This window comes from Sedimenticola hydrogenitrophicus (assembly GCF_025175675.1).
GTDB lineage: Bacteria > Pseudomonadota > Gammaproteobacteria > Chromatiales > Chromatiaceae > Sedimenticola > Sedimenticola hydrogenitrophicus.
Map to the genome: position 1 here is coordinate 13,619 of NZ_JANIOA010000035.1, position 24,577 is coordinate 38,195.

At 60.2% G+C, this 24,577-nt stretch carries 17 protein-coding genes; 5 read left to right on the forward strand and 12 right to left on the reverse strand.

What is annotated here, in order from left to right; genetic code table 11:
- Positions 1 to 21 precede the first annotated feature (21 nt).
- Complete coding sequence (locus tag NPX02_RS16345) at positions 22 to 537, forward strand: Spy/CpxP family protein refolding chaperone (protein WP_260294860.1); 516 nt, start codon at positions 22 to 24, stop codon at positions 535 to 537.
- Positions 538 to 589: 52 nt separating this feature from the next.
- On the opposite strand, the gene NPX02_RS16350 is transcribed toward NPX02_RS16345, so the two are convergent.
- The 9 genes from NPX02_RS16350 to NPX02_RS16390 all read right to left on the reverse strand — a co-directional run bounded on the left by NPX02_RS16350 (position 590) and on the right by NPX02_RS16390 (position 11,182).
- Positions 590 to 2,542: an acetoacetate--CoA ligase gene (locus tag NPX02_RS16350; RefSeq protein WP_260294861.1), complete on the reverse strand. Its 1,953-nt coding sequence runs from the start codon at positions 2,540 to 2,542 to the stop codon at positions 590 to 592.
- A 522-nt stretch (positions 2,543 to 3,064) separates the two neighbouring features.
- Positions 3,065 to 4,144, reverse strand: coding sequence for a 4-hydroxyphenylpyruvate dioxygenase (gene hppD, locus NPX02_RS16355; protein WP_260294862.1), 1,080 nt, complete (start codon positions 4,142 to 4,144; stop codon positions 3,065 to 3,067).
- Positions 4,145 to 4,515: 371 nt separating this feature from the next.
- Positions 4,516 to 5,157 carry a maleylacetoacetate isomerase gene (maiA, locus tag NPX02_RS16360; protein WP_260294863.1) on the reverse strand — a complete coding sequence of 214 codons (642 nt, stop codon included), beginning with the start codon at positions 5,155 to 5,157 and terminating at the stop codon, positions 4,516 to 4,518.
- On the reverse strand, positions 5,154 to 6,170 hold the full coding sequence (locus NPX02_RS16365; RefSeq protein WP_260294864.1) for a fumarylacetoacetate hydrolase family protein: 1,017 nt from the start codon (positions 6,168 to 6,170) through the stop codon (positions 5,154 to 5,156). Before NPX02_RS16365 ends, maiA begins: the two co-directional genes overlap by 4 nt.
- Positions 6,171 to 6,574: 404 nt before the next feature.
- On the reverse strand, positions 6,575 to 7,111 hold the full coding sequence (locus tag NPX02_RS16370) for a VOC family protein (protein WP_260294865.1): 537 nt from the start codon (positions 7,109 to 7,111) through the stop codon (positions 6,575 to 6,577).
- A gap of 216 nt (positions 7,112 to 7,327) precedes the next feature.
- Entirely contained in the window at positions 7,328 to 7,549 is a 222-nt protein-coding gene (locus NPX02_RS16375; protein ID WP_260294866.1) for a DUF2783 domain-containing protein, read from the reverse strand.
- A gap of 13 nt (positions 7,550 to 7,562) precedes the next feature.
- Positions 7,563 to 9,236 (reverse strand): FAD-dependent oxidoreductase, encoded by a 1,674-nt coding sequence (locus NPX02_RS16380; RefSeq protein WP_260294867.1) that lies wholly within the window; start codon positions 9,234 to 9,236, stop codon positions 7,563 to 7,565.
- Positions 9,237 to 9,300: 64 nt separating this feature from the next.
- Entirely contained in the window at positions 9,301 to 10,257 is a 957-nt protein-coding gene (locus NPX02_RS16385) for an MBL fold metallo-hydrolase (RefSeq protein ID WP_260294869.1), read from the reverse strand.
- Positions 10,258 to 10,690: 433 nt separating this feature from the next.
- Positions 10,691 to 11,182, reverse strand: a complete 492-nt coding sequence (locus tag NPX02_RS16390; RefSeq protein WP_260294870.1) for a MarR family winged helix-turn-helix transcriptional regulator — start codon at positions 11,180 to 11,182, stop codon at positions 10,691 to 10,693.
- Positions 11,183 to 11,647: 465 nt separating this feature from the next.
- On the opposite strand from NPX02_RS16390, the gene dinB reads away from it, so the two are divergent.
- Positions 11,648 to 12,838, forward strand: a complete 1,191-nt coding sequence (dinB, locus tag NPX02_RS16395; RefSeq protein WP_260294871.1) for a DNA polymerase IV — start codon at positions 11,648 to 11,650, stop codon at positions 12,836 to 12,838.
- A gap of 280 nt (positions 12,839 to 13,118) precedes the next feature.
- Here dinB and NPX02_RS16400 read toward each other — a convergent pair whose 3' ends face one another.
- Complete coding sequence (locus NPX02_RS16400) at positions 13,119 to 15,164, reverse strand: M1 family metallopeptidase (RefSeq protein ID WP_260294872.1); 2,046 nt, start codon at positions 15,162 to 15,164, stop codon at positions 13,119 to 13,121.
- 440 nt (positions 15,165 to 15,604) lie between these two features.
- Between NPX02_RS16400 and NPX02_RS16405 the strand changes: the two genes are divergently transcribed.
- A complete protein-coding gene (locus NPX02_RS16405; RefSeq protein WP_260294873.1) occupies positions 15,605 to 16,726 on the forward strand; it encodes a ChaN family lipoprotein in 1,122 nt (373 codons plus the stop codon).
- A gap of 178 nt (positions 16,727 to 16,904) precedes the next feature.
- On the opposite strand, the gene NPX02_RS16410 is transcribed toward NPX02_RS16405, so the two are convergent.
- Together NPX02_RS16410 and NPX02_RS16415 are read right to left on the reverse strand one after the other, a co-directional pair.
- On the reverse strand, positions 16,905 to 17,114 hold the full coding sequence (locus NPX02_RS16410; protein WP_029132379.1) for a cold-shock protein: 210 nt from the start codon (positions 17,112 to 17,114) through the stop codon (positions 16,905 to 16,907).
- 389 nt (positions 17,115 to 17,503) lie between these two features.
- The gene (locus NPX02_RS16415) at positions 17,504 to 18,454 is read right to left on the reverse strand and encodes a LysR family transcriptional regulator (RefSeq protein ID WP_260294874.1); all 951 of its coding nucleotides are present in this window, start codon (positions 18,452 to 18,454) and stop codon (positions 17,504 to 17,506) included.
- Positions 18,455 to 18,682: 228 nt separating this feature from the next.
- Here NPX02_RS16415 and NPX02_RS16420 point away from each other — a divergent pair, with 228 nt between their 5' ends.
- Positions 18,683 to 19,558 carry an RnfABCDGE type electron transport complex subunit B gene (locus NPX02_RS16420; protein WP_260294875.1) on the forward strand — a complete coding sequence of 292 codons (876 nt, stop codon included), beginning with the start codon at positions 18,683 to 18,685 and terminating at the stop codon, positions 19,556 to 19,558.
- A gap of 69 nt (positions 19,559 to 19,627) precedes the next feature.
- Positions 19,628 to 24,544, forward strand: a complete 4,917-nt coding sequence (locus NPX02_RS16425; protein ID WP_260294876.1) for a 2-oxoacid:acceptor oxidoreductase family protein — start codon at positions 19,628 to 19,630, stop codon at positions 24,542 to 24,544.
- Positions 24,545 to 24,577: the final 33 nt, after the last annotated feature.

The following is a 24,577-nucleotide window of genomic DNA, read 5'->3' on the forward strand; positions in this document are numbered from 1 at the left end:
CGGTAACAGCGAGGAATGCAGATGAAACGTTCAACCAAGATGATTCTGACCGCGGTAGCGGTCGTCGGTATCAGTGCCGCATCCATCTCCTATGTTTCCGCCGGTGGCCGATTCGGCGATTGCGGTTATGGACAGGGCTTTGGACCGGGACAAATGAGTATGCAGCAAGGCGGCCATGGCAATTGGGGCCGGCATGGCCCCGGACGAGGAACGCCGGAGGATCACAGCGCCCGAATGGAACAGGGACTGGACATGCTGAAATACAAGCTGCGTATCACCGAGGCCCAGGAGCCCGCCTGGCAGGCCTTTGAACAGGCCATGAAACAGAAAATGACCAGTCGCCTGGAACGGCGCGAGGCGATGCGCGACGGGGACGGGGTTACGGTTGCCGAACGGGTCAAGGGGATGCGCGAGGGTGCCGGCCAGATGAGCGAAATGGCCGATGCCATCGAGCAGCTCTATACCAGCCTGACATCCGAGCAACAGAAGATCGCTGATGCAATGCGGCCGATGGGGCGTATGAAATACATGCGGTAATGTGCCTGCCCTGGACTGGCGCACTCCGCAACGGTGTGCGCCGGTCATTTGATTATGACTGCAGCTCCGGGCGGTTGGCGAACAGCTCCAGCGCTTCCGGATTGGCCAGCGCCTCCTTGTTCTTCACCGGCCGGTTGTGCACCACCTCGCGCACCGCCAGTTCCACGATCTTGCCGCTCTTGGTACGCGGGATATCGCTTACCTGTACCACCCGGGCAGGCACATGGCGGGGTGTGGTGTTGGCGCGGATCTGCCGCTTTACCTTTTCGATCAGCGCGTCATCCAGATCCAGGCCGTCGCGCAGGCGCACGAACAGCACCACCCGCACATCGCCCTGCCACTCCTGGCCGATCACCAGGCTCTCCACCACCTCGTCCAGCTGTTCCACCTGGCGATAGATCTCGGCCGTGCCGATACGCACACCGCCGGGGTTGAGCACGGCGTCGGAGCGGCCGTAGATGATGATGCCGTCCTGGGCGGTCAGCTCCACGTAGTCGCCGTGGCACCAGACGTTGGGGAAGCGGTCGAAGTAGGCGCCGTGGTACTTCTCCCCGTCGGGATCGTTCCAGAAACCGATCGGCATGGAGGGGAAGGGGGCGGTACAGACCAGCTCGCCCTTCTCGCCGCGTACCGGCTCGCCGTCGTCGTTCCACACCTCCACCCGCATGCCCAGGCCGCGGCACTGCAGCTCGCCGCGGTGGACCGGCAGCACCGGGTTGCCGAGGGCGAAGCAGGAGATGATGTCGGTGCCGCCGGAGATGGAGGAGAGACACAAATCCTGCTTGATATGTTCATAGACGAAATCGAACGCCTCCGGCACTAGCGGCGAGCCGGTGGAGCAGAGGGTGCGCACGGATGAGAGATCGTGGGTCTCGCGCGGTTTCAGCCCCGCCTTGTTGATGGCGTCGATGAACTTGGCCGAGGTGCCGAACTGGGTCATGCGCTCCGCGTCGGCGTAGTCGAACAGCACATTGCCGTTCGGGTAGAAGGGGGAGCCGTCATAGAGAAGCAGGGTCGCCTCGGCGGCCAGCCCGGAGACCAGCCAGTTCCACATCATCCAGCCACAGGTGGTGAAGAAGAAGGTGCGATCCCCCGGCCTTACATCGGTGTGCAGGCGGTGCTCCTTGAGGTGTTGCAGCAGGGTACCGCCGGCACCGTGCACGATACACTTGGGCACCCCGGTGGTACCGGAGGAGAACATGATGTAGAGCGGGTGATCGAACGGCAGCTGCCTGAAGCCGATCTCCTGTGCGTCGTAGTCATCGATGAACTCCCCCAGGGATAGGGCGCCCTCGATCGACTCCAGCGGGAACTGCTCCCGGGTATAGGGGATCACCACCACCTTTTCGATGCCGGGGATACGCCGGCGGATCTCGGCGATCTTCTCCAGGCTGTCATGGGTCTTGCCGTTGTAGTAGTAGCCGTCGGCGGCGAACAGCAGCTTCGGCTCGATCTGGCCAAAGCGGTCCACCACGCCGTTGACTCCGAAGTCCGGTGAGCAGGAGGACCAGATGGCGCCTAGACTGCTGGCGGCCAGCATGGCGATAATGGTCTCCGGCATGTTGGGCAGGTAGGCGGCCACCCGGTCACCTTCACCGATGCCGGCCGCCTCGAGTGCCTGGGCCACCCGGGAGACGTGATGGTAGAGTTCCCGGTGGCTGACGCGTCGCGCCACCTTGTCCTCCCCGCGGAACACCAGGGCGTCGCTGTCGTCGCGGCGGCGCAGCAGGTTCTGGGCGAAATTGAGCCGTGCCTGGGGAAACCAGCGGGCGCCCGGCATCTTGTCGCCGTCTTCCAGTACCACCTCGCCCCTTTGGTCGGCAATGACGCCGCTCTCTTCCCATAGGGCGCTCCAGAACGCCTCCGGCTGGTCGATTGACCATTGGTAGAGGGCGGGGTAGTCGGCTAGTGCCGTGCCGTGTTTCTGATTCACAAAACGTCGGAAGCGGGTGAGGTTCGCCTGTTCGATCTGGTCGGCATTGGGTTGCCAGAGCGGTTCTTCCATTATTATCTCCACAGGTATAAAGTCTTTACGTTAACGTAAACGTTATAAAAGAATAGCACTGATCAGGCGCAAAATGAAAATGCCTTGATCTGTCAGTTGAACGCTATTTGGATTGCTGTTTTTTTAGCCGCGAATGAATGCGAATACACGCAGATAACAACGCGATCCTGCAGTAGGTTGGGGTGAGCGGAGCGAACCCCAACGAACGACAGTCCCGTGCAACACCAAATGTTGGGGTTCGCAAGCTCACCCCAACCTACGCCCTACACCCTTGGCCTTATGCCCTCGCCGAAGCCCTCGTTGCCCTTGCGCTGGATGATTTTGTCCTCGTTCCCACGCTCTGCGTGGAAATGCATATCGCAGTGCACCGTGCGCGCGCCGTAACACACCGTTTGACGACCATGGATGCGTTGGGTTACGCGGCGCCCGGGCTTTGTCGCGGTCTGGATGCGCAGTGCCTGTGCGCCGCTAACCCAACCTACGCTGTTTTATCACTACTTGGAGAGGATCATAGCAGAGCCCTCAATGGCTCGCCTTATGCTCGCTGATCACGCCGCGGCGCAGCTGATCCAGCTCGATCGATTCGAACAGCGCCTTGAAGTTGCCCTCGCCGAAGCCCTCGTTGCCCTTGCGCTGGATGATTTCGAAGAAGATCGGACCGATCACCGTGCGGGTGAAGATCTGCAGCAGCAGCCCCTGGCCCTCGCTGGGCGCCCCGTCGATCAGAATGCGGTTTTTACGCAGCCGTTCCAGCTCCTCGCCGTGGCCGGGCACCCGGGTATCGACCTGCTCGTAGTAGGTGTCCGAGGTCTCCTGCAGCGGCACACGCAATTCACGCAAACGTTCCACCGTGGCATGGATATCCCCGGTGCCCAGGGCGATATGCTGTATCCCCTCGCCATGATAGGCGTGCAGATACTCCTGGATCTGGGATTGGTCGTCGCGGCTCTCGTTGATCGGGATGCGGATCTTGCCGCAGGGGCTGGTCATGGCGCGCGAGCGCAGGCCGGTCAGCTTGCCCTCGATATCGAAATAGCCTACCTCGCGGAAATTGAACAGGCGAGCGTAGAAATCCGCCCACTCGTCCATGCGCCCACGATAGACGTTGTGGGTGAGGTGATCGATGTAGGTGAGGCCGACCCCCTGGGGATGGGGATCGACCCCCGGGATGGGTACGAAGTCCACGTCGTAGATGCTGCCCTTGTCACCATAGCGGTCGATCAGGTAGATCAGCGAATCGCCGATCCCCTTGATGGTGGGGATGTTGAGCTCCATCGGTCCCGCCCGGGTCTCCACCCCCCAGGCACCGAGTTCGAGGGCCATGGCGTAGGCGCGTGCCGCATCCCTGACCCGGAAGGCGATGGCGCAGGCGCTGGGGCCGTGCTGGCGGGCGAAGGAGCGGGGGAAGCCGGTCTTCTCCGCGTTGATCAGGAAGTTGATATCACCCTGTCGATAGAGGGTCACATCCTTGGAACGGTGGCGGGCGATGGCCACGAAGCCGAGCTGCTCGAACAGCCGGCCCAGCGCCTGCGGCTCCGGCGAGGTGTATTCGACGAATTCGAAGCCGTCCGTTCCCATCGGGTTGTCCCAGAGTTGTCCCATGCTTCACCTCCTGGCCGGTGGCCGATTTCTGCAAAAGAAACAATTAGCCGCGAATGAACGTGAATAAACGCAAATAAAGTCATTAGGATAGTCGCGTAGGGTGGGCACGTTGTCTGTGCCCACCTTGTTCCCCGGTGCCGCACCTTCCGCGTGGACATAAACTACGTGCTCACCCCAACCTACACGCTTCATCGTGGCCATGGTGTTTGCTTGTGACGCGGGATGCGGTTCGTGCCTCACCGGCCACTACTTTAATGGCTTTATTCGCGTTCATTCCATCCTCAGGTCCGTAAAAGGTACGTCCCTGCACCACTCCTTGTGGCTAAATTCCAAGGGGACTGATTATTAGATAACCAGCGCACTGTCTGGGTTCAACCCGCGTCCGGCTGGTTCTCCGGCCGCGCCCGCTCGAAGGCGTCGAGACCCAGGCAGTGCCGCTCGATTGCCACGATGCGGGGATAGGGGGTCAGGTCCAGTTCGAAGCGGCGCGCGTTGTAGACCTGGGGCACCAGGCAGAGATCGGCCAGGGTGACGCGGTCGCCGAAACAGTATGGTCCGTCGCCGGCCGCCTGCTCCAGCCGCCGCTCGATGGCGCGGAATCCTTCGTCGATCCAGTGGTGGTACCAGGCCAGTTTCTGCCCTTCGTCGATGCCCAGGGTCCCTGTCAGATAGCTGAGGATGCGCAGGTTGTTCACCGGGTGGATATCGCAGGCCACCATCTGCGCCAGGGCGCGGATGTGCGCCCGCCGCAGGGCATTGCCCGGCAGCAGGGGAGGGTCCGGATGCAGTTCGTCCAGGAATTCCAAGATCGCCAGGGACTGGGACAGCACCCCGTCCTCCACCGCCAGGGCGGGGACCAGTCCCTGGGGGTTGATCGCCCGGTAGTCGTCGCCGGCCTCCTCGCCCCGCAGCAGGTTGACCCTGGCCTGTTGGTAGTCGAGCCCCTTCAGGTTGAGGGCGATGCGCACCCGGTAGGCGGCGGTGGAGCGGAAGTAGTCGTAGAGGGTGATCATGGCCCCGGATACCGTTCTACCGTCTGTTCTATATCGCCAAAGATGTTGTGGCCCGCCTCATCCTCCATGCGGATGCGGATGGTGTCGCCGAAATCCATGAACGGGGTCTCCGGCTTGCCGTTGTTGATGGTCTCGATCATGCGCACCTCGGCGATGCAGGAGTAGCCGACCCCGCCGTCGGCAATGGCCGAACCCCGCGCCGTGTCCTGCTTGTTGGAGACGGTGCCGGAGCCGATGACGGCACCGGCGCCCAGCGGGCGGGTCTTGGCGGCATGGGCGATCAGCCAGGGGAAGTTGAAGATCATGTCGACCCCGGCGTTGGCCCTGCCGAAGGGTCGGCCATTGTAGTCCACCAGCAACGGCAGGCCGACCCGGCCGTCCCGCCAGTGCTCGCCCAGTTCGTCCGGGGTCACCGCCACCGGAGAGAAGGCGCTGGAGGGCTTGGACTGGAAGAAGCCGAAGCCCTTTGCCAGTTCTGCCGGGATCAGGCCGCGCAGCGAGACGTCGTTGACCAGCATCAGCAGGCGGATTTGTCCGGCGGCCTGCTCCGGCGTGCAACCCATCGGCACATCGCCGGTGATCACCGCCACCTCACCCTCGAAGTCGATACCCCAGGCGGTGTCGGCCAGGCGGATCGGTTCGCGGGGGCCGAGAAAGGCGTCGGAGCCGCCCTGGTACATCAGCGGATCGTGCCAGAAGCTCTCCGGGATCTGCGCACCGCGCGCCTGGCGCACCAGCTCCACATGATTGATGTAGGCGCTGCCGTCGGCCCACTGGTAGGCGCGGGGCAGGGGAGAGGCGAGCTGATCCATATCCAGTGCGAAGCTGTCCGCTGCCGCGCCCTCGTTGAGCGCGCGATAGCGGCGCTGCAGTTCCGCTTCGCAGGTTGTCCAGTCATCCAGTGCCGCCTGCAGGGTGGGGGCTATATCGTCGGCACGCAGTGCTCGCTCCAGGTCCCGGGAGACTACCAGCAGGACGCCGTCGCGTCCCTGTTTCAATGAAGCCAGTTTCATCGTTTTTCCTTTTCCCGTGAGACGGGTCGTTGTCTTATAAAACCATTGGCCGTGAATGAACGCGAATAAACGCAGATAACGACTCGAACCTTCGGTAGGTCGGGGTGAGCGGAGCGAACCCCAACGGACGGTGGATCTATTCAACGTCATTCGTTGGGGTTCGCAGGCTCACCCCAACCTACATGCTGCTATTTACCCATATAAAGGGCCAGTCCACGTTAACGGGTAGGATGGGTGGAGCGCCTTCCTCCCACGTGGCATTGCCGGCACCTTCGCGGCGCGCAACCCATCAAGTAACCGTACCCGAAGAGATGATGGGTTACGGCGCCCGTCCCTGTGGACTGCCTTCCGTAGCGTTGCCATGCGCCTCCACCCATCCTACGCGCTGTGGTTGATACACAGCGTTACTCCTTGAACTCCTTCTCGTGTAGCCAGGAGGCGTGGGTCACCACCTTCTTGGTCTTGCTCCACTCCTCCAGCATGGCTGGGGCGATGTCGTGCAACTCCTGCAGCATCTCCATGGTGGCGGTAATCGTGGTCAGTTCCAGCCGGTGACCGTTGGGATCGAAAAAGTAGATCGACTTGATAATGCCATGATCGGTGGGGCCCACCACGTCGATGCCGTTGGATTTCAGCTGCGCCTTGGCCGCCATCAGGGCTGACTCGTCCTCCACCCGGAAGGCGATATGCTGTACCCAGTCCGGGGTGTTGGGGTCCTTGCCCATGGGCGGCGAGTTGGGTACCTCGAAAAAGGCCAGGATATTGCCCATGCCGGCATCCAGGAACAGATGCATGTAGGGGTCTGGCTCCTTGGTCGAGGGGACCCTGTCTTCCGAGATGGCCAGCAGGAAATCCATGTTGAGATTCCTGGTGTAGAACTCCACGGTCTCCCTGGCGTCTTTGCAGCGGTATGCGACGTGATGGATCTGCTTGATTTCCACAGGTGGCTCCTGTCACTTGAACGGTAAACGTAGCTACTCGCCCCAGTCCCTACTCACGGAGCACAAAGATATGCTCGGCAAAAAGCAAATAACCGCGAAGAACGCGAAGCACACGAAGGAAAGCCGAGGCTTTTTCTTGGCGTTCCTGGCGTTCTTGGCGGTTACAATGCTTTTCATGGGACCTACTATGATGGGGGTGAGCAGTTACCGGAAATATTAAAAAACTGTCGGTTTGTTCAGCCCTTCGGCGGCTATTTTCAACGCCTCCTCCAGGGTCTCCTCGTCACCGATCTGATTGGCCAGCAGCAGGATCAGCTTGGCATTGGCCAGCCGGCTCTGCTCCTCGCTCAGCTCCCGGTGCATCTCCACCAGGGCGTTGTAGAAGTCATCCGGACGGCTGAGGGTCGGCTGGACGTTGAGTTTGCGTGTCTCGATCATCGCTTGTGCTCCTTCAGATTCGGCCGGTGGCCCGCTGCAGGGCGGTTTCAATCTTTTCGCGATCCAGGCCGCGCCAGCGGGCCGCGATGTGCTGGTCGGGACGGAATAGGTAGAAGGTGCCGGGCCGGCCGTCGAAGCGCGCCTTCAGCACCCCTTTGCTGTCCGCCACCGGGTGGATGCCGGCGGGTAGTTCGAGCCGCGGGGCGGCCCCCACCACCCGGATATCAAGCGGTACCTCCGCCCGTTCAACGAGGGTGCTCAGGGTGGTCAGCTCGCGATCGCCCAGTCCGCCATCCGTCTCCTGGGGAAAATAGAGGCCGTTGAAGCGGTTATTGGCGATCAGTTGGAGCCACCAGTCGCCCTCGTTGACCGGGGCGTCGGTACTGGGCGTGCCGGGGGTCATTCTGCCATCAAAGGACGCCTCGTCGGAGGTGTTGAGGGGGGAGTCCCGGTACACCGCCGGCAATGAGAGGCGGCCGCTGTTGACCAGGCCGCGGGCGAACGGGTACTCCTCGGCCAGCAGCAGGGTGGCGTCGCGGAAGGTGCCGCTCATCTCGCTCTTGGGGGTGATGAAATCGGTGCTGCGGGTGGAGTTGAGCAGGTTCTCGTCGGCCGCCGCTACCCGCTCCGCATCGTAACTGTCGAGCAGCCGTTCCGGCGCCTTGCCGTCCAGCACCAGTTTCAACTTCCACAGCAGGTTGTCGGTATCCTGGAAGCCGCTGTTGGCGCCGCGGGCGCCGAACGGTGAGACCTGGTGGGCGGCGTCGCCGACAAAGAACAGGCGACCGTGGCGGAACCGCTCCATGCGCCGGCACTGGAAGGTGTAGACCGAGGTCCACTCCAGCGCGAATTCGGTCTCCTCGCCGAGCATTGCCTTGAGTCGGGGAATGACGTTTTCGGGTTTCTTCTCCTCTTCCGGGTCGGCGTCCCAGCCAAGCTGGAAGTCGATGCGCCAGACGTTGTCCGCCTGGCGGTGCAGCAGGGTGGAGCCGCCCTGGTGGAACGGGGGATCGAACCAGAACCAGCGCTCCGGCGGAAAATCGGTCTCCATCACCACGTCGGCGATCAGGAAGCGGTCCTGGAACACCTGGCCGCTGCTTTCCAGCCCCATCATTTTACGTATACCGCTGTTGGCGCCGTCGGCCACGATCAGGTAGTCGCAGGTGAGGTGGTATTCGCCGTCCGGGGTCTCCACCCGGATCTCGACCCGATCCTCCTTCTCCTCCACGGCCGTGACCCGGCTCTTCCAGCGCAACTCGAGTTGTTCCGCCTGGCGGATCCGGTCCACCATGTACTCCTCCAGGTAGTACTGCTGCAAATTGATGAAAGCGGGCCGGTGATGGTCCGCCTCCGGCAGCAAGTTGAAGGTGTAAACCAGGTCGTCACGGAAAAATACCTTGCCGAGATTCCAGGTGATCCCCTTGTCCACCATGCGCTGTCCGCAGCCGAGACGGTCCAGTATCTCCAGAGCACGTTTGGCATAGCAGACGGCACGGGAGCCGATGCTGACGGTGTTGTTGTCGTCCAGGATCACCGCCGGAATGCCCTGGGTGCAGGCATCCAGGCCGGCCGCCATGCCGATCGGGCCCGCACCCACCACGATCACCGGGTGGTGCACCGGGGTGGGGCTGTCCTGATCGGCCGAGTGGACATACTCGTAGACCGGGTTCTGATGGGTCTGCAACATGGGTTTTCGATCCTCCTGTTATGGCGTCTTTGCGCCTTATGCCAAGCCATCTGTTCCGGCCGGTTCAGAGCGCCTCCTGCAGGGCGTGCCACATCTCGGTATCGCGTTCGGCGGTCCAGATGCGCGGATCCGGATAGTCGCCCGCCTCGTCATAGGCGCGGGTGATATCGAATGGCAGACAGTGATCAAAAATCACCCAGTGGCCGAACTGCGGCTGCAGCACCTGGTAGGTCTCGGTGTAGATCTGGTTCAGCTCCTTGCCGGCGGCGCGGCCCTGCTTCACGCTCTCGAACATCTGGGTCAGGAAGTCCTGGGTGCCGCTGATGGCGGCCTCGACGGTCTCCGGGGTGGTGAGGGCATCGCCACGGCCCGGCACCAGTTTCTCCGCCCCCAGGGCGCGCAGATTGGCCAGGGTCCGGGGCCAGTCGCTCAGGTAGGCATCGCCGGTGTAGGGGGTGGCGCCGAACTCCACCAGGTCGCCGCTGAACAGTACCTTCTCGTCCGGCAGCCAGGCCACGATGTCGCCCTTGGTGTGACCGCGGCCGATGTGCTTCAGCTCGACCCGACGCTTGCCCATCCACAGGGTCATGGAGCTTTCGAAGGTGAGGGTCGGCCAGGTGAGGCCGGGTACCGATTCCACGCCCTGGAACAGGCGCGGGAAACGCCCCACCTCGGAGTCAAAATCGAACTGGCCGCGCTCCACGATCAGGTCATAGGTCGCCTGGCTGGCGATGATGTGCTCGGCGTTGTAGGCGGAGGCGCCCATGACGCGAACGGCATGGTAGTGAGAGAGCACCACATACTTGATCGGCTTGTCGGTGACCTCGCGGATGCGCCGGATGACATCCTGGGCCATATCCGGCGTGGCCTGGGTATCGATCACCATCACCCCGTCGTCACCGATAATGATGCCGGTATTGGGATCGCCCTCGGCAGTGTAGGCGTACACGCCCTCGGCCAGCTTGTCGAATGAAACCGTCTTTTCCTCAACGTCTGCATGGGATGCAAATTTCTTGCTCATCAGTGATACCTTCTGTCGTTCCGGATCGTGGAATATTAGTTACCGGCGAAACTGTAAGTCATGACAAATGTCATTTGCGGTAAATATAGTTGCAATAGAAACTAATGGCAACATTGAAAAAAGTAGGTTAATAAGGGGGCGTTCCCAATGTTGAAAAGTATAGTAGGCAGGGGCGGGGTAGGCGCTTCGGCGTGGTGTGTGGAAGGCGATAAACGCAGTTTATTGCAGCGTCTGCGGAGGGTAATGAGAGATTGCTTCGCCGCATAAACTCCGTGCAAAAGCCGGGAACGGTGCGGGTGTTCCTCGCAATGACGGCGGAAAGTATGTCACTGAATCAAGGCTGAACAGGTGGGGCCACGCGACCGCTAAAATGACGCGCCTGTAGGCGCGGCTGTGTCCCGGGATGGACTTATGCCGCTAAAGTTGTGGAGGCTCAGCTGGTAATGCAGAGTTCCCGGGCGCGCGCCTCGAGTTTGCTCAGCAGCTGATCGAACTCCTTGATCTCCCGGGCATTGAAGGGGGTGAGCAACTGGCGTTCGCGCTCCAGGGCCAGGGGAACAATCTGCTGATAGACCTTCATGCCCTTGGCGGCCAGTCTCAGTTGGGACTTGCGTCGATCCTTCTTGTCGGTCTTGCGCAGCACCCGGCCGGATTTGGTCAGGCTGGAGACGGCGCGGCTCACCTGCACCTTGTCCATGTTGGTGCGTTCACAGATTTCGTTTGCCGAGAGGGGTTGATAGTTGCCGAGCACGGCGATCACCCGCCACTCCATGATGCTGATGTTAAACCGTTCAGAGTAGATAGCGGCGATGCTGCTGGAAACAAAGTTGCTCAATACCGACAGGCGGTAAGGGATGAAGGTTTCAAGCTCGACCCTTGGTTCGTCGCCGCTTTCGTTATTGTTGGTTGTATTGTTCTGAGACAACTTGCTGCTCCATTTGACAGATGATACTAACGAGGGTGGCCGCCTGTTCCGCGTTCCACCTGCCGCGAGTATATGGCCGACAGGCCATCTGCGCAAAATCCTTGTCAGGGTACCTGTCAGATCAGACTGACCGAGTCGGCATTGTAAGCCTACTCTGTGTAATCTAGCCACTTTTCCTGCAGTGGGTCCAGGACGATGTCTTCTAACGCTGAGCAGGGCGAGGATCTGCCTGCTTGTTTGCCGGGACGCCGTAAACCCATCCTTGGGGGCTTGCCGTGGCCATCCATGGCCGCGGACACCCGTCAATCAAGCAGGCAGATCCATTCTCACAAGCCGTTGCATGTTTAGATGACGTGGCCCTGGCAGCGGGCCGGTTAACCGGGGAGTCGGGTAGTTTTTACCCGGACGGGCGCGCGGGCTACAATCCGTAGATCGAGATACATTCACCTGACTCGCCCTGTGATAATGACCGGAAAAACCGCCAAGTGGATCATGCATGTGGACATGGACGCCTTCTTCGCCGCTGTGGAGCAGCGTGATCGGCCTGAGTGCCGCGGCCGGCCGGTGGTGGTCGGGGCTCAGCCGGGCCGCCGCGGCGTGGTTGCCACCTGCTCCTACGAAGCGCGGGTATTCGGTATCCGTTCCGCCATGCCAATCTCCGAGGCCTATCGTCGCTGCCCGGACGCCATCTATCTCAAACCGGACATGTCACGCTACGCGGAGGCGTCGCGGCAGGTGATGGCGGTGCTGGAGAGCATTTCGCCGGAGATAGAGCCGGTATCGGTCGACGAGGCCTACCTGGAAATTTCCGGTCTGGAGCGGCTGTACGGCTCCCCGCACGCCATTGCCGGCCTGGTCAAGGAGCGTATATGGCAACGGGTCGGGTTGAGTTGTTCCGTCGGTGTCGGCCCCAACCGGCTCATTGCAAAGCTGGCTTCCGAGCACAACAAGCCGGACGGATTAACCGTCATTCCGGCGCCGCAGGTGGAGGCATTTCTCAATCCCATGCCCCTCTCCAATCTGCGCGGGGTCGGCCCGCAGACGCTGAAGACGGTGCAGCGCCTGGGTATCCGGACCGTGGGGCAGTTGCGGGAACTCCCGGCGGAGCTGCTCAACAGCTATTTCGGCGAAAACATGGGCGGCAGCCTCTATCGCCAGGCCCGTGGCCTGGGGTCCGATCAGGTGGGGGTGCGGGGCGGCCGGCAGTCCATTTCCAAGGAGACCACCTTCAATGAGGATATAACCGACCGGGAACGGCTCAGGGGCACCTTGCGGAGCCTGGCCTCCGAAGTGGGCCACAGCCTGCGCCAGGCGGGGTTGATGGGGCGGGTGGTAACCCTCAAGCTGCGGCTGGGCGGTTTTGAGACCCATACCCGGCAGCGCCGCTTGCCGGTGGCCAGTGACTCGGATGCCATGCTGTTTCAACTGGCGTGGGAGCTGTTTATCAGTTCACCCTTTGTCGACCGGCCCATCCGTTTGATCGGCATCGGCATCTCAGACTGGGGCGATGGGAGTGGTGAGACCCTGGATCTGTTCGCTTCCGGTGCGGGTCGCGAGCGGGAACGACGCCTCTACTCCATGCTGGACAACGCGGCGGAGCGGTTCGGCGAGGGCAAGCTGTCCCTGGGTGTGCCGACCCGTAAACAGAATAAGTAGTTAGTTCTACTTTGTCGGATTGCGGATAGCTTCCGGGTGGGAGGATTCCAAGACCATCGGCGGCAGGAGGAGTGGTGCAGGGATGTACCACTCCTCGCCAATGCTCACAGGGTGATTGGCCTGCCTTGTTGGCCGATCTTGATGGCGCCTCGAATCCGGCTCCTTTTTCAGATTCAAGCCTGCCCTTGTTTGAGCGAAGCGAGTTTGGGCAGGCGCTGAAAAAGGGGCCGGATTCGAGGAAACAAGCCATCGTGTGAGGCCGGCAAGGCAGGCCAATCGCTTACAAACCGGGTAAGTAGTTCCAATCCGACAAAGTAGAATTAGGGCCTGCCTCAGTCAGTGGCCGGCGATCGGGAATCTCCGGATATGGGGTTGCGGATATCGGCGGGAATTGCACCGAGAGGCTGCTGTCGGCAATGCGCCACTCGCCCCGTTGACCGATGACGGGTTCGTCACCACTGAACAGGGCATAGCTGTAGCGGCCATAATGGGGCAGTTTCCTGGCCAGGCCGATCAGGGCGGCGGCATTGTCCGTGGTGATGTAACCGAGGGTCTGTCCGGGCGCCTGTTGTTGTGCCAGGGTCAGGGCAAAGGTACCCGGTTTGCCGCTCAGCTCCAGTAGGTCGAGCCGCTGATCGAACAGGCGGGCGAAGCGGTTGTCTTTGCCGAAAATCCACACCGGACCGGCCTCCGGTAGCCGTTCGATGGCGCTGTCCCGGAGCAGGGTTAGACCGGGCTGCCGCTGCTGCCAGGCCCTGAGCAACTGTGTATAGGCCTGCTGCAGTTCCTCGTCGGCGGCGTCCGGTAGGACCGCATACAGCCGTTTTGCCCCAAACAGTTGCCCCAGGCTGCTGGGGGTTTCGCTAGGGTCGAGTCGCCTGAACAGGTCGAACAGGGGGTCGACGCTGACCTTCAGCGGACGCGTCTTCGAGATGATCTCCAGTGTGGCATCGCGGCCTTTCATCTCCAGATGGTAGGGGACCGCCTGTTCCCTGTCCGCAAAATGGACGAAGAGTGGCACCTTGAGCCGGTAGGGCTCATCTGGCTGGGTCTGCGCGATCTGGATCCGCAGGCGATAGTCCTGACCGGTGAGCGCCGACTCGGCGGAGACAAGTTTCAGGATGGGCGCCCCGGTCCGTGTCAGCCACTGGTCGAAAAAATTCCCGAACTTTTTCCCCGAGACCGCTTCAAAGGTATCCCGCAATGCGTCGAAGCCCGCCGCGCGAAATCGATAGTCGCGGTAGAACCGCCGCAGTCCCTGGAGGAACAGCGGGTCGCCCAGCTCCATGCGCAGCATGTGAAACAGCATCAGGGTCTTGCCGTATCCCACGGATTGGCTGATCTGGCCGTGATTACCGCGAAACCGGGAAAGCGGGAAGTCATCCTGGCTTGCCACATAGTGGCTGTAGTTCTGCAGCGTGGTTCGGCGGTAACCGGCGCCTTCGCCCTGCTGCTCCCTGAGCAGATGGTCCGCCAGATAGGTGGTCAGCCCTTCGCTCCAGTTGCCCGATGCAGGATCCACGTAGACGCCGTTGCCCCACCAGTTGTGCAGCACTTCATGGGGGTAGGAGGTGTGGATGATAAAGGGGAGCTGGATGACCCGCGGTCCCAGCAGGGTAAAGGAGGGCATGCCGTAGCCGCTCTCCCAGAAGTTCTCCACCAGGGCGAATTTGCCATAGGGGTAGGGGCCCAGCAGCTTTTCATAGAGTGAAAGATACTTTCCGGTGGCCTGCAGGTAACGTTGGGCCAGCTCGGGGTCGCGTTGCCGTAGATAGACCTCGGCAAGAGGTCCCGGTCCCTGCTGCTGATAGTAATGGTAGGGATAGGCGATCAGGTAGATCTCCTCCTGGGGTTGGAGCTCCTGCCAGCCGCTGTGGTTGGCGAGCGGGCTTCCCTGGCTGACCGATCGCCAGCGCTCCGGTAGCTGGATCTGCAACTGAAAGCTGACCGTAGAGTGACCGATCTGGGGATACCAGTAACTGCTGCCCGCCAGAAACACCCCGTCCGTCGATATGCGGCCGGGAGTCGATTGAAGTGGGCTGCCACGCTCCCCGCCGCTGGCCAACGGGTGCCGGATGATGCCGCGGTAAGCCACGGAAAAGGTCTTTCTGGGGATGGATGTCTGAATCCGGTAACGTCGCAACGGCACCGGACCTTCCAGCCACTCCATGCTGGCCAGGTGGGCATCCCGGTCGACCAGGCGGGGTGTCAGGTCGGCATGCAGCAGAAACTCCACCTCGCGTTGCGCACTGGGCAGGCTGATTTGGTCGGTGGCAGTCAGCCGTCCCTGGTCAGGCTGGATCTCGACCTGTAGTTGATGATGCACCGGCTGATTTGCATCAATGGAAAAGGCCGGGTTTGCACCGAAAAGCAGCAGAAGGAGTGCCAACCGTCTGATAACATGGCTCCTGTGGAGTCCTAAGGCGGGTTGCATGCGGAGTAGGAATCGCAATTTGTCTTCCTCTGTTGAATCAGTCTGAATATTTTTTGTCAGATCGCATGTCTTGTAGTTTTAGGGCTCGCGAAGGAATAATTTCGTAGTACCGAGGGCGTTCCTGGGCCACGCTGGCAAGGCACGCTTTGCAGGCAATGGCCGTTCCCTTGCCAAAAAGCGTAACACGGCCAGCGTGACCCAGGAACGACCGAATACAGGAACTTATTCTTTCGCGAGCCCTTAGAGAGCCGGTTATGGTTATAACACGATACCCCCTGTTGCTTCCTCTGCTCTTCTCTTCGCTGTTTTTGGTCGCCTGCGGAAATACTGTGATGACTCATCGTGCAGCCAGTGAGCAGGAGAAACCTTCGGATCAACAGGCAAGCGAAGCGGCGGAGACCCGACCGGCAATTGCCGCTGTGCTGGATCTGCAGCAAACCCGCGGTCTGGAGGTACTAACGCCCGTCCTGTCGACTCGACGCGTGGTCTATGTCGGGGAGACGCATGATGAGTATGCACACCACAAGGCCCAACTGGCCGTCATCGAGGCACTGCATGCGACCGGTGCCGATTTGGCGATCGGCATGGAGATGTTCCAGCAGCCCTATCAGCCCTACCTTGATGACTACATCGCAGGAAAAATAACCGAAGCGGAGATGCTGCGTAAGACCGAGTGGTATGAGCGCTGGGTCTACGATTATCGCAATTACCAGCCGATCCTGAAATTTGCCAGGGAAAAAGTCATTCCCGTGATCGCCCTGAATATTTCGCGGGAGATCACCGGACAAGTCTCACGCGAGGGCATGGAGTCGCTCAGTGAACAGGAACGGGATCAGATTCCGGCGGATATCGATTATTCGGATCAGGCTTATAAAGAACGCCTGAAAAAAATATTCAGTCAGCACGGCGAGGAGACGAGCAGGAGTTTTGAACGCTTCCTCCAGGTGCAGCTGCTGTGGGATGAGGGCATGGCCGAGCGGGCCGCATCCTATCTGGCGGAGCATCCGTACAAACAACTGGTGATCCTGGCCGGTAGTGGACACCTGATGCATAGCTCGGGCATCCCAAATCGGGTGAAGCGGCGTCAGCAGGTGACATCGGCCATTGTGCTTCCCGGCGGTGGCCTGAAGATCGAACCGGGTATCGCCGATTTTGTGGTGTTTCCTGAAGCGGCTGAGTTGCCCCCGGCGGCGGTCATGGGGGTGTACATGGAGCGATCGGAACAGGGCGTGCTGGTCAGCGAGGTGGTCAAGGAGAGTGCGGCGGAGCAGGGCGGGGTGAAACCTGACGATATCATCCTCGCCCTTGATGGGACGACGGTTGCCTCACCCACCGACCTGCGAATTGAGCTACTCGGGAAAAAACCGGGGGATGGCGTCAGGCTGACACTGCTGCGACGACGGCTCCTGTTCGGAGACGAAAGGTTGGACCTGGACCTGATTCTGGGTCAATAAAACGGCCTGGTCGACCGGGCAGGGCGACGTGGGGTTGGAGAATCGAAGCCAATTCCTGCTGGCCACGGGCATCCTCTGGGCACAGCAGCGTCCAGAAACGGCGGTTTACGCAAAGCACTCACCGCAAGCGCACGATGCGCTTGCGGTGAGTGGAACTATTTTCTTATTGCCGGGTAGCTTAGACGATGGTTACGTTTTCAGCCTGGGGACCTTTTTGACCTTGGGTCACTTCAAAGGTGACCTTCTGGCCTTCGGCCAACGTGCGACGACCAGTGCCATTGATTGCACGGAAGTGAACGAAAACATCAGAACCGCCTTCGCGCTCAATGAAACCAAATCCCTTGTCATCGTTAAACCATTTAACGACACCGGTAACTAAATCAGACATATAACCCTCGTACTATATATAACAGTGCCAATTATTATCGGCATTACAAAAAACACTGGCCCTACTTAAATATGTTGCCGGTGTATTATCACGCGTCCATCTATCCAGTCAGATAGATGGAAAAAAATCCCGATAAACGGGCGGACCCTTTTCCATCTACCCGATAACCAGTGTCAAGTACGAGTCTGACTCTACGCTGACAGGTTAATCGTGCAATTTCAGATTCAGAAACCTGTATTAACTCGCTTCATTCTCCACGGGGTTTGTTCACTAGTCAAGAACAAAATATAGACAGCGGAGCACCTCTCGAAGAACTCCGGCACCTGGCGGTAGTGGTTGGATAATATCATTTAATTACAAATGGTTACGCGTTAAGTAAGCGTGCCTGATCAGAGCGCGTTGGCGATGATTTCATCATCTCCGGTACCCTCATAACAGGCCTCCATCATGTCAATAAACCGTTTCGCCTGAGGAGAGAGGTATTTGCCGCGGCGCAGCACAATACCGTAAGTGCGTTTGGGAAAATATTCGTTCAGTGGGATTTTCACCAGCTTCTCTTCACCGGTCAGGCAGACGTCGGTGACAATGGAGATGCCCATACCGAGCTCGACATATTTTTTGATCACTTCCCAGCCGCCGGCTTCCAGTCCGGTCTTGAACTTGAGTTCATGCTGGCGGAACACCAGGTCCACCATGCGCCAGGTGGTGAGACTGGGTGGCGGTAGTATCAGGCCATAGGGTGCGATGTCCTTCAGCGTGACCGTCAGTTTCTTCGCCAGCGGATGCCCGATGGGGACGATCAGTTCCGGAGAGTAGGTGACCAGCGGTTTGTAGATAATGTCATCCGGCACGTCCAGCATCGAGCCGACAGCAAAATCCGCCTCGTCGGCCCGTAATCGGGACAACCCGTCACGCCCACCGGTCACATTGTGCAGCTTGACCCGGATCTTGGGGTGCTGCTCCATGAACTGCTTCAGCGGTTCGGGCAGTACATACAGGATGGTGGACTCACCTGCCGCAATATTCAGATCGCCGGCCTCCAGCAACCCCTGCTGGGCAATGAAGGTCTCGTGCAGCTTGTCCATCCCCTCAACCAGAGGCTGCGAGAGCTTGAACAGGATTTTTCCTTCCGGGGTGAGGCGGATCTTGGGACCGCGGCGCTCGAACAGCACGGTTTCCAGGTCCCGTTCAAGTGCCTGAATCTGCAGCGAGACAGTCGGCTGACTGAGAAAAACCTTGTCGGCAGCTTCGCTGATGCTACCGGTCCTGGCGGCGTGGCAAAAAGCGCGTAATTGCTTGAGTCTGTTCTGTTTGTAGTAGATCGGCGCGGGTGATGCCATGGTGCTCTCTGGTTACTATATTGCTGATGTTAATAGTAAGCATTGAAATAATTGGCCTGTCAAATACCACAATTTCCTCTACACTTTGCTGCACTTGCGATAATGAGCGCGATGGTTTCAAGTGAAATGGATTTAACATGATGAATATAAAGGGAAAAAAATGGTATAACTTGAAACTGTCATAATTTTATATGGCGATGAATTGTTGTCTGCTTGGGGGCCGAATAAATGACCGATATCACCAGCATAGCCCTTTCCGTTGGTTTTATGGCCGTACTCGGCTCCATACTCGCCTCCATCCTGGTGCTGGCCAATAAGCGCCTGTTTGTCTACGAAGACCCCCGTATCGATGATGTGGAAGATCTCCTGCCCCGGGCCAATTGCGGAGCCTGCGGCAGCCCCGGGTGTCGTCCATTCGCCGAAGGTTTGATTGACGGCACTTATGAACCCGCCCAGTGTACCGTCAATGCCAAAGAGACCAACGAGCTGATCGCCAGTTACCTGGGTGTGGACCTGGGTGCGCAGGAGAAGCGCGTTGCCCGGCTCGCCTGTGCCGGCGGTAGCCATGTCGCTTTCATCCGTGCCAGCTACGCCGGCATGAGTTCCTGTCGTGCCGCCGCGCTGGTTTCCGGGGGCGGGAAGGGCTGTTCCTGGGGGTGTCTGGGGATGGGGGATTGCGCCGTCGTCTGCGATTTCGACGCCATCAGCATGAATAAATACGGTCTGCCGGTGGTGGATGAAGAGCGTTGCACCGCATGTAATGATTGTGTCGAGGTCTGCCCCAAGGATCTGTTTGAACTGCACTCGGTCAACGAACAGTTGTTCGTTGCCTGCAAAAACCTGGAAAAGGGCGAAGAGGCGGAGAGTCAGTGCGAAGTAATCTGCACCGCCTGTGAACGTTGTGCTGTGGATTCGCCGGAAGGGCTGATCGACATCAGAAATAACCTGGCGGTGGTCAATTACCGCAAAAACGATCTGGCATCCAGGGTGGCGATTGAACGCTGTCCGACGGGGGCCATCGTCTGGTTTGACAAGCAGGGCGGTTATCAAGTGGGTAAAGACGCCAAGAAGATTATCCGCAAAGAGATGCTGCCTATCGGGTAGTTAAGGTTTCATCTGTTGGGCTGCCTACAGCGATGGCGTTCCCGAAATGTAAAAAAAGAGGAAGTGTTCATGTTCGGTAAGAAAGAGCAAAAGCAGTTTAAGTATCCTGGTATCCGCATGGCGATGGATGGCAACACCGCTGTCATCATGTGCGAGCGGGAGGCCTCTGATGCTGCCGGTGCTTACCCCATTACCCCCTCCACCCAGATGGGTGAATATTGGGCGGAAGAGGTAGCTCAAGGGCACATCAACGTATCCGGCAAGCCGCTGGTATTCGTCGAGCCCGAATCCGAACATGCCGCCGCGGCGGTCACTGCCGGTATGTCCATGACCGGCCTGCGCGCCACCAACTTCTCCTCCGCCCAGGGCGTGGCGTTCATGCATGAGTCGCTCTATGCGGCGGTGGGCAAGCGTCTGCCCTATCTGCTGAATATTGGTACCCGCGCCATTACCAAGGCGTCGCTCAATGTGCATTGCGCCCACGATGATTACCACTGCATGGATGACACCGGATTTTTCCAGGTATTCGGTGCCAATGCCCAGGAGGCGGCGGACCTGAACCTGATCGGCCGCAAGATTGCCGAGCTGAGCCTGACCCCGGCGGCGGTAGCCCAGGACGGCTTCCTCACCACCCACCTGATCGAGCCGGTGATGGTGCCCGAGCGCGAGCTGATCGAGGAGTTCTGCGGTCGCCCGGACGACATCATCGAATGCCCGACACCGGCGCAGAAGATGATCTACGGCGAGAAGCGCCGCCGCGTCCCCGAGATCTGGGATGTGGACAACCCCATGCTCTCCGGCTCGGTGCAGAACCAGGACGCCTACATGCAGGCCGTGGCCGCCCAGCGTCCTTACTTCTTCGATCATATCTCCAGCATCACCGACCAGGTGATGGACGAGTATTACGAATTGACCGGTCGCCGTTATCACCGGGTTGGCCAATACCGCATGGACGATGCCGAGTATGTGATCGCCGGTCAGGGCTCGATGATCGTGCAGGCCCAGGTGGTGGCCGATTATCTGCGCGAAACCCGCAAGCTCAAGGTGGGCGTGCTCAACCTGACCATGTATCGTCCGTTTCCCGGCGACCTGATCGGCAAGGTGCTGAAGGGACGCAAGGGCGTGGTGGTGCTGGAGCGTACCGACCAGCCGCTGGCGGAAGATCTGCCGCTGATCCGCGAGATCCGTGCCGCACTGACCAAGTGTATCGAAAACGGCGTCACCTCGGGCGATGCCCCCTACCCGAAATACGCCTCTTATAAGTCGGGTCAGGCGCCGGCGCTCTATTCCGGCTCCTACGGTCTGGGCTCGCGTGACCTGCAGCCTGAAGGACTGGTTGGCGCCATCGAGAACATGCTGCCGGGCGGCAAGAAACGCCGTTTCTTCTACCTGGGTGTGGATTTTATTCGAGAGGCAATCGACCCCAAGGCGGAGATCCGTCAGCAGGCGCTGCTGGAGGCCTATCCCCATATCGGCGAGATGGCCATCCGCGGCAGTGAGAATCCAGATCTGCTGCCCAAGGACGCGATTACCGTGCGCATGCACTCGGTGGGTGGCTGGGGCGCCATCACCACCGGCAAGAACCTGGCCATGACCCTGTATGATCTGCTCGGTTATGACATCCGCGCCAATCCCAAGTACGGTTCCGAGAAGAAGGGTCAGCCCACCACTTACTATCTCTCGGCGGCCCCGGAGCCGATCCGCCTCAACTGCGAATACCATTATGTGGATGTGGTGCTCTCCCCTGACCCCAATGTGTTCCTGCACTCCAACCCGCTGTACGGATTGAAAGAGGGCGGTTTCTTCATTATCCAGAGCCATCTGGAGACCGAGCAGGAGGTGTGGGCGCAGATCCCGGTGATGTATCAGAAGTACATCGTCGATCACAATATCCACGTCTATTTCGTCGACGGATTCAAGATCGCCAAGGAGGAGGCCTCCAATGCGGAACTGCAGTTCCGGATGCAGGGCAACGCCTTCCAGGGCGCCTTCTTTGCGGCATCACCCCTGCTGGAGCGGGCGCACCTGACCGAGCAGGGGCTGTTCGATGCCATCGAGACGCAGCTGCGCGACAAATTCGGCGGCAAGGGCGAACGCGTGGTTGCCGACAACCTGCGGGTGGTGCGGCGCGGTTTCGACGAGATCCGCGAGATCACCGACAAGCCGGTCGGCCTGACCCAGCAGGATATCCGCAAGGCGGCGAAGATTCCGGTCATGTTGCAGGCGTTGCCCCAGGGTGACGGCAAGCTCTCCGACGTACACGCCTTCTGGGAGCGGACCGGCTCCTTCTATCTGAGCGGCAGGGGCTCGGAAAACCTGGTCGACCCGTTCATGGCCACCAGCCTGATCCCGGCCGCCACCGGTATCTTCCGCGACATGACCCAGATCCGCTTCGACTATCCGAAGTTCATTACGGAGAACTGTACCGCCTGTGGCGACTGCTACACCGCCTGTCCCGACAGCGCCATCCCGGGCCTGGTCAATACCATCAGCGACATTTTCAATACCGCCATCGAGCGCATCGAGAAGAAGGGCACGCCGACCCTCTACCTGCGGCGTGAAACCCGCAATGTGGAGAAGAAACTGCGCGCCCTGATCGATACCCAGGGCGAGGCGTCGGTGGTTTCCAGACTGTTGGATCAGGCAGTGCTGGAGGTGCTGGCCGAATCGGAGCTGGATGAACAGAAAAAGGCCGGTATGGAGCGCGAGTTCGGGCTGTTCCTGGAGTCCGTCGGCGGTTTCGAATTCTCCGTCACCAAACCCTATTACAGCAACCGCGAGAAGAAGAACAAAGGCTCCGGCGGTCTCTTCTCCATCACCGTCAACCCCTATACCTGCAAGGGCTGCATGGAGTGTGTGGATGTCTGCGACGACGGCGCGCTGGTGGTCGAGCTGCAGACCGAACAGGCGGTCGAGAAGCTGCAGCGCGACTGGAAATTCTGGATGGATCTGCCCACCACCAACCCGGACTTCATTCGTATCGATGACCTGAACGAAAAGATCGGCGCCCTGGAGACCCTGTTGCTGGACAAGACCAACTATCAGTCCATGGTCTCGGGTGACGGTGCCTGCCTGGGGTGTGGCGAGAAGACCGCCATCCACCTGTTCACCGGTACCGCCACCGCGCTGATGCAGCCGCGGGTCAAGGCGCATATCGCCGAACTGGACGACCTGATCAACCGCTTGGAGACCCATATCCGCCTGAAGCTGGCCGCCGGCATGGATCTCTCCAACATCGCCGCCATCAACGAGGCGGTGGAGGAGAACAAGGACACCGATTTGACCCTGACCAATCTCTCCGCCAGCCTCGCCGAGGGGCAGGTGGTGGAGCCGGTCGATCCCAAGTGGCTGAAATGGGCCACCCAACTGCTGGAAAAACTGCGTCACCTGAAATGGCTCTATACTGATGGCAATACCAATCAGGGACGCGCCACCATGGGTATTATCAACTCCACCGGCTGCACCTCGGTGTGGGGATCGACTTTCCCGTTCAATCCCTATCCGTTCCCCTGGACCAGCCACCTGTTCCAGGACAGCCCGTCGATGGCCATGGGTATCTTCGAGGGCCACATGGCCAAGATGGCCCAGGGCTTTAAGGTGATCCGCCAGGCCAGGTTGGAGCTGGAAGGCAAGTACGATGCCGACGTGCATGACAGCTTCTTCACCTACTTCAACTGGAAATCCTTCAGCGACGAGGAGTGGCTGCTCTGCCCGCCGGTAGTTTCGATCGGTGGTGACGGCGCCATGTACGACATCGGCTTCCAGAACCTCTCTCGCGCCCTGGCCTCCGGCACCCCGATCAAGGTGCTGATCCTGGATACCCAGGTCTACTCCAACACCGGCGGCCAGTCCTGTACCTCCGGCTTTATCGGCCAGGTGGCGGATATGGCCCCCTACGGCAAGGCGTGGAAGGGTAAGACCGAGATCCGCAAGGAGATGAGTGTGATCGGCATGGCCCATCGCACCAGCTTCGTGCTGCAGAGCTCCCAGGCCAACGTCACCCACCTGCTGGAAGGCTTTATCGACGGCCTGAACAGCCGCCGTCCGGCCATGTTCAACATCTACACCACCTGTCAGCCGGAGCACGGGGTGGCGGATGACGCCTCCGAACACCAGGCCAAGCTGGCCCTGGAGTCCCGTGCCTATCCGCTGTTCCGCTACGACCCGGATGCCGGCGTCACCTTCGCCGAATGCACCAGCGTGGAGGGCAACCCGGCCCTGGAGGCCGACTGGCCCACCTACCAGCTCAGCTATCAGGACGAGAACGGCAAGCAATTGAAGATGGAGTTGCCGGTCACCTTTGCCGACTTCGCCTTTAGCGAGGGCCGTTTCCGCAAGCACTTCCGCTCGGCGCCCCAGGACGCCTGGAACGACGACATGGTGCCGCTGCACGAATTCCTCGACATGGACGAGGACGAGCGGGATGGTCGCTTCCCCTATATCTGGGCGGTGGACGGCAAGAGCCGGCTGATGCGGGTGCTGGTCTCCCAGGAGATCGTCCTCTCCTGCGAAGAGCGGCGCAACTTCTGGTATCAGCTGCGCTCCCTGGCCGGTGTCGGCGAGGCGGTGGACGAGGTGGAGATCGCCAACCGTGCCAAGGCGGAGATGGCGCAAAAGCTCACCTCCAGCCTGCTGGCCCTGGCCAACAATGGGGATATCTCGGCCTTGGCGGACATGCCGGCGCCGGCCAACGGCGGCAACGGCGCGGCGGCGCCTGCCGGCGCCGTGCCGGCCGACTACGAGCCGGTCTGGATCGAGACCCCGGAGTGTACCGCCTGTGACGAGTGCACCGATATCGCGCCCAACGTGTTCCAGTACAACGAGCAGAAACTGGCCGTGGTGCTGAACCCCAAGGGGGCGCCGTTCAAGGATATCGTCAAGGCGGCGGAGAAGTGTACCGCCGGCTGTCTGCATCCGGGCACGCCGTGGAATCCGAACGAGAAAGACCTCGAGAAACTGGTCAAACGTGCAGCAAAGTACCAGTAAGGGTCTGGAAAGAAATAGCTGCTATGTATTGCG

Bases quoted from the DNA above. Each gene is read 5' to 3' on its own strand.
- NPX02_RS16345 (WP_260294860.1), top strand. From the start codon at position 22: ATGAAACGTTCAACCAAGATGATTCTGACCGCGGTAGCGGTCGTCGGT.
- NPX02_RS16350 (WP_260294861.1), bottom strand. From the start codon at position 2,542: ATGGAAGAACCGCTCTGGCAACCCAATGCCGACCAGATCGAACAGGCG.
- hppD (WP_260294862.1), bottom strand. From the start codon at position 4,144: ATGGGACAACTCTGGGACAACCCGATGGGAACGGACGGCTTCGAATTC.
- maiA (WP_260294863.1), bottom strand. From the start codon at position 5,157: ATGATCACCCTCTACGACTACTTCCGCTCCACCGCCGCCTACCGGGTG.
- NPX02_RS16365 (WP_260294864.1), bottom strand. From the start codon at position 6,170: ATGAAACTGGCTTCATTGAAACAGGGACGCGACGGCGTCCTGCTGGTA.
- NPX02_RS16375 (WP_260294866.1), bottom strand. From the start codon at position 7,549: ATGATCGAGACACGCAAACTCAACGTCCAGCCGACCCTCAGCCGTCCG.
- NPX02_RS16380 (WP_260294867.1), bottom strand. From the start codon at position 9,236: ATGTTGCAGACCCATCAGAACCCGGTCTACGAGTATGTCCACTCGGCC.
- NPX02_RS16385 (WP_260294869.1), bottom strand. From the start codon at position 10,257: ATGAGCAAGAAATTTGCATCCCATGCAGACGTTGAGGAAAAGACGGTT.
- dinB (WP_260294871.1), top strand. From the start codon at position 11,648: ATGACCGGAAAAACCGCCAAGTGGATCATGCATGTGGACATGGACGCC.
- NPX02_RS16405 (WP_260294873.1), top strand. From the start codon at position 15,605: ATGACTCATCGTGCAGCCAGTGAGCAGGAGAAACCTTCGGATCAACAG.
- NPX02_RS16410 (WP_029132379.1), bottom strand. From the start codon at position 17,114: ATGTCTGATTTAGTTACCGGTGTCGTTAAATGGTTTAACGATGACAAG.
- NPX02_RS16415 (WP_260294874.1), bottom strand. From the start codon at position 18,454: ATGGCATCACCCGCGCCGATCTACTACAAACAGAACAGACTCAAGCAA.
- NPX02_RS16420 (WP_260294875.1), top strand. From the start codon at position 18,683: ATGACCGATATCACCAGCATAGCCCTTTCCGTTGGTTTTATGGCCGTA.
- NPX02_RS16425 (WP_260294876.1), top strand. From the start codon at position 19,628: ATGTTCGGTAAGAAAGAGCAAAAGCAGTTTAAGTATCCTGGTATCCGC.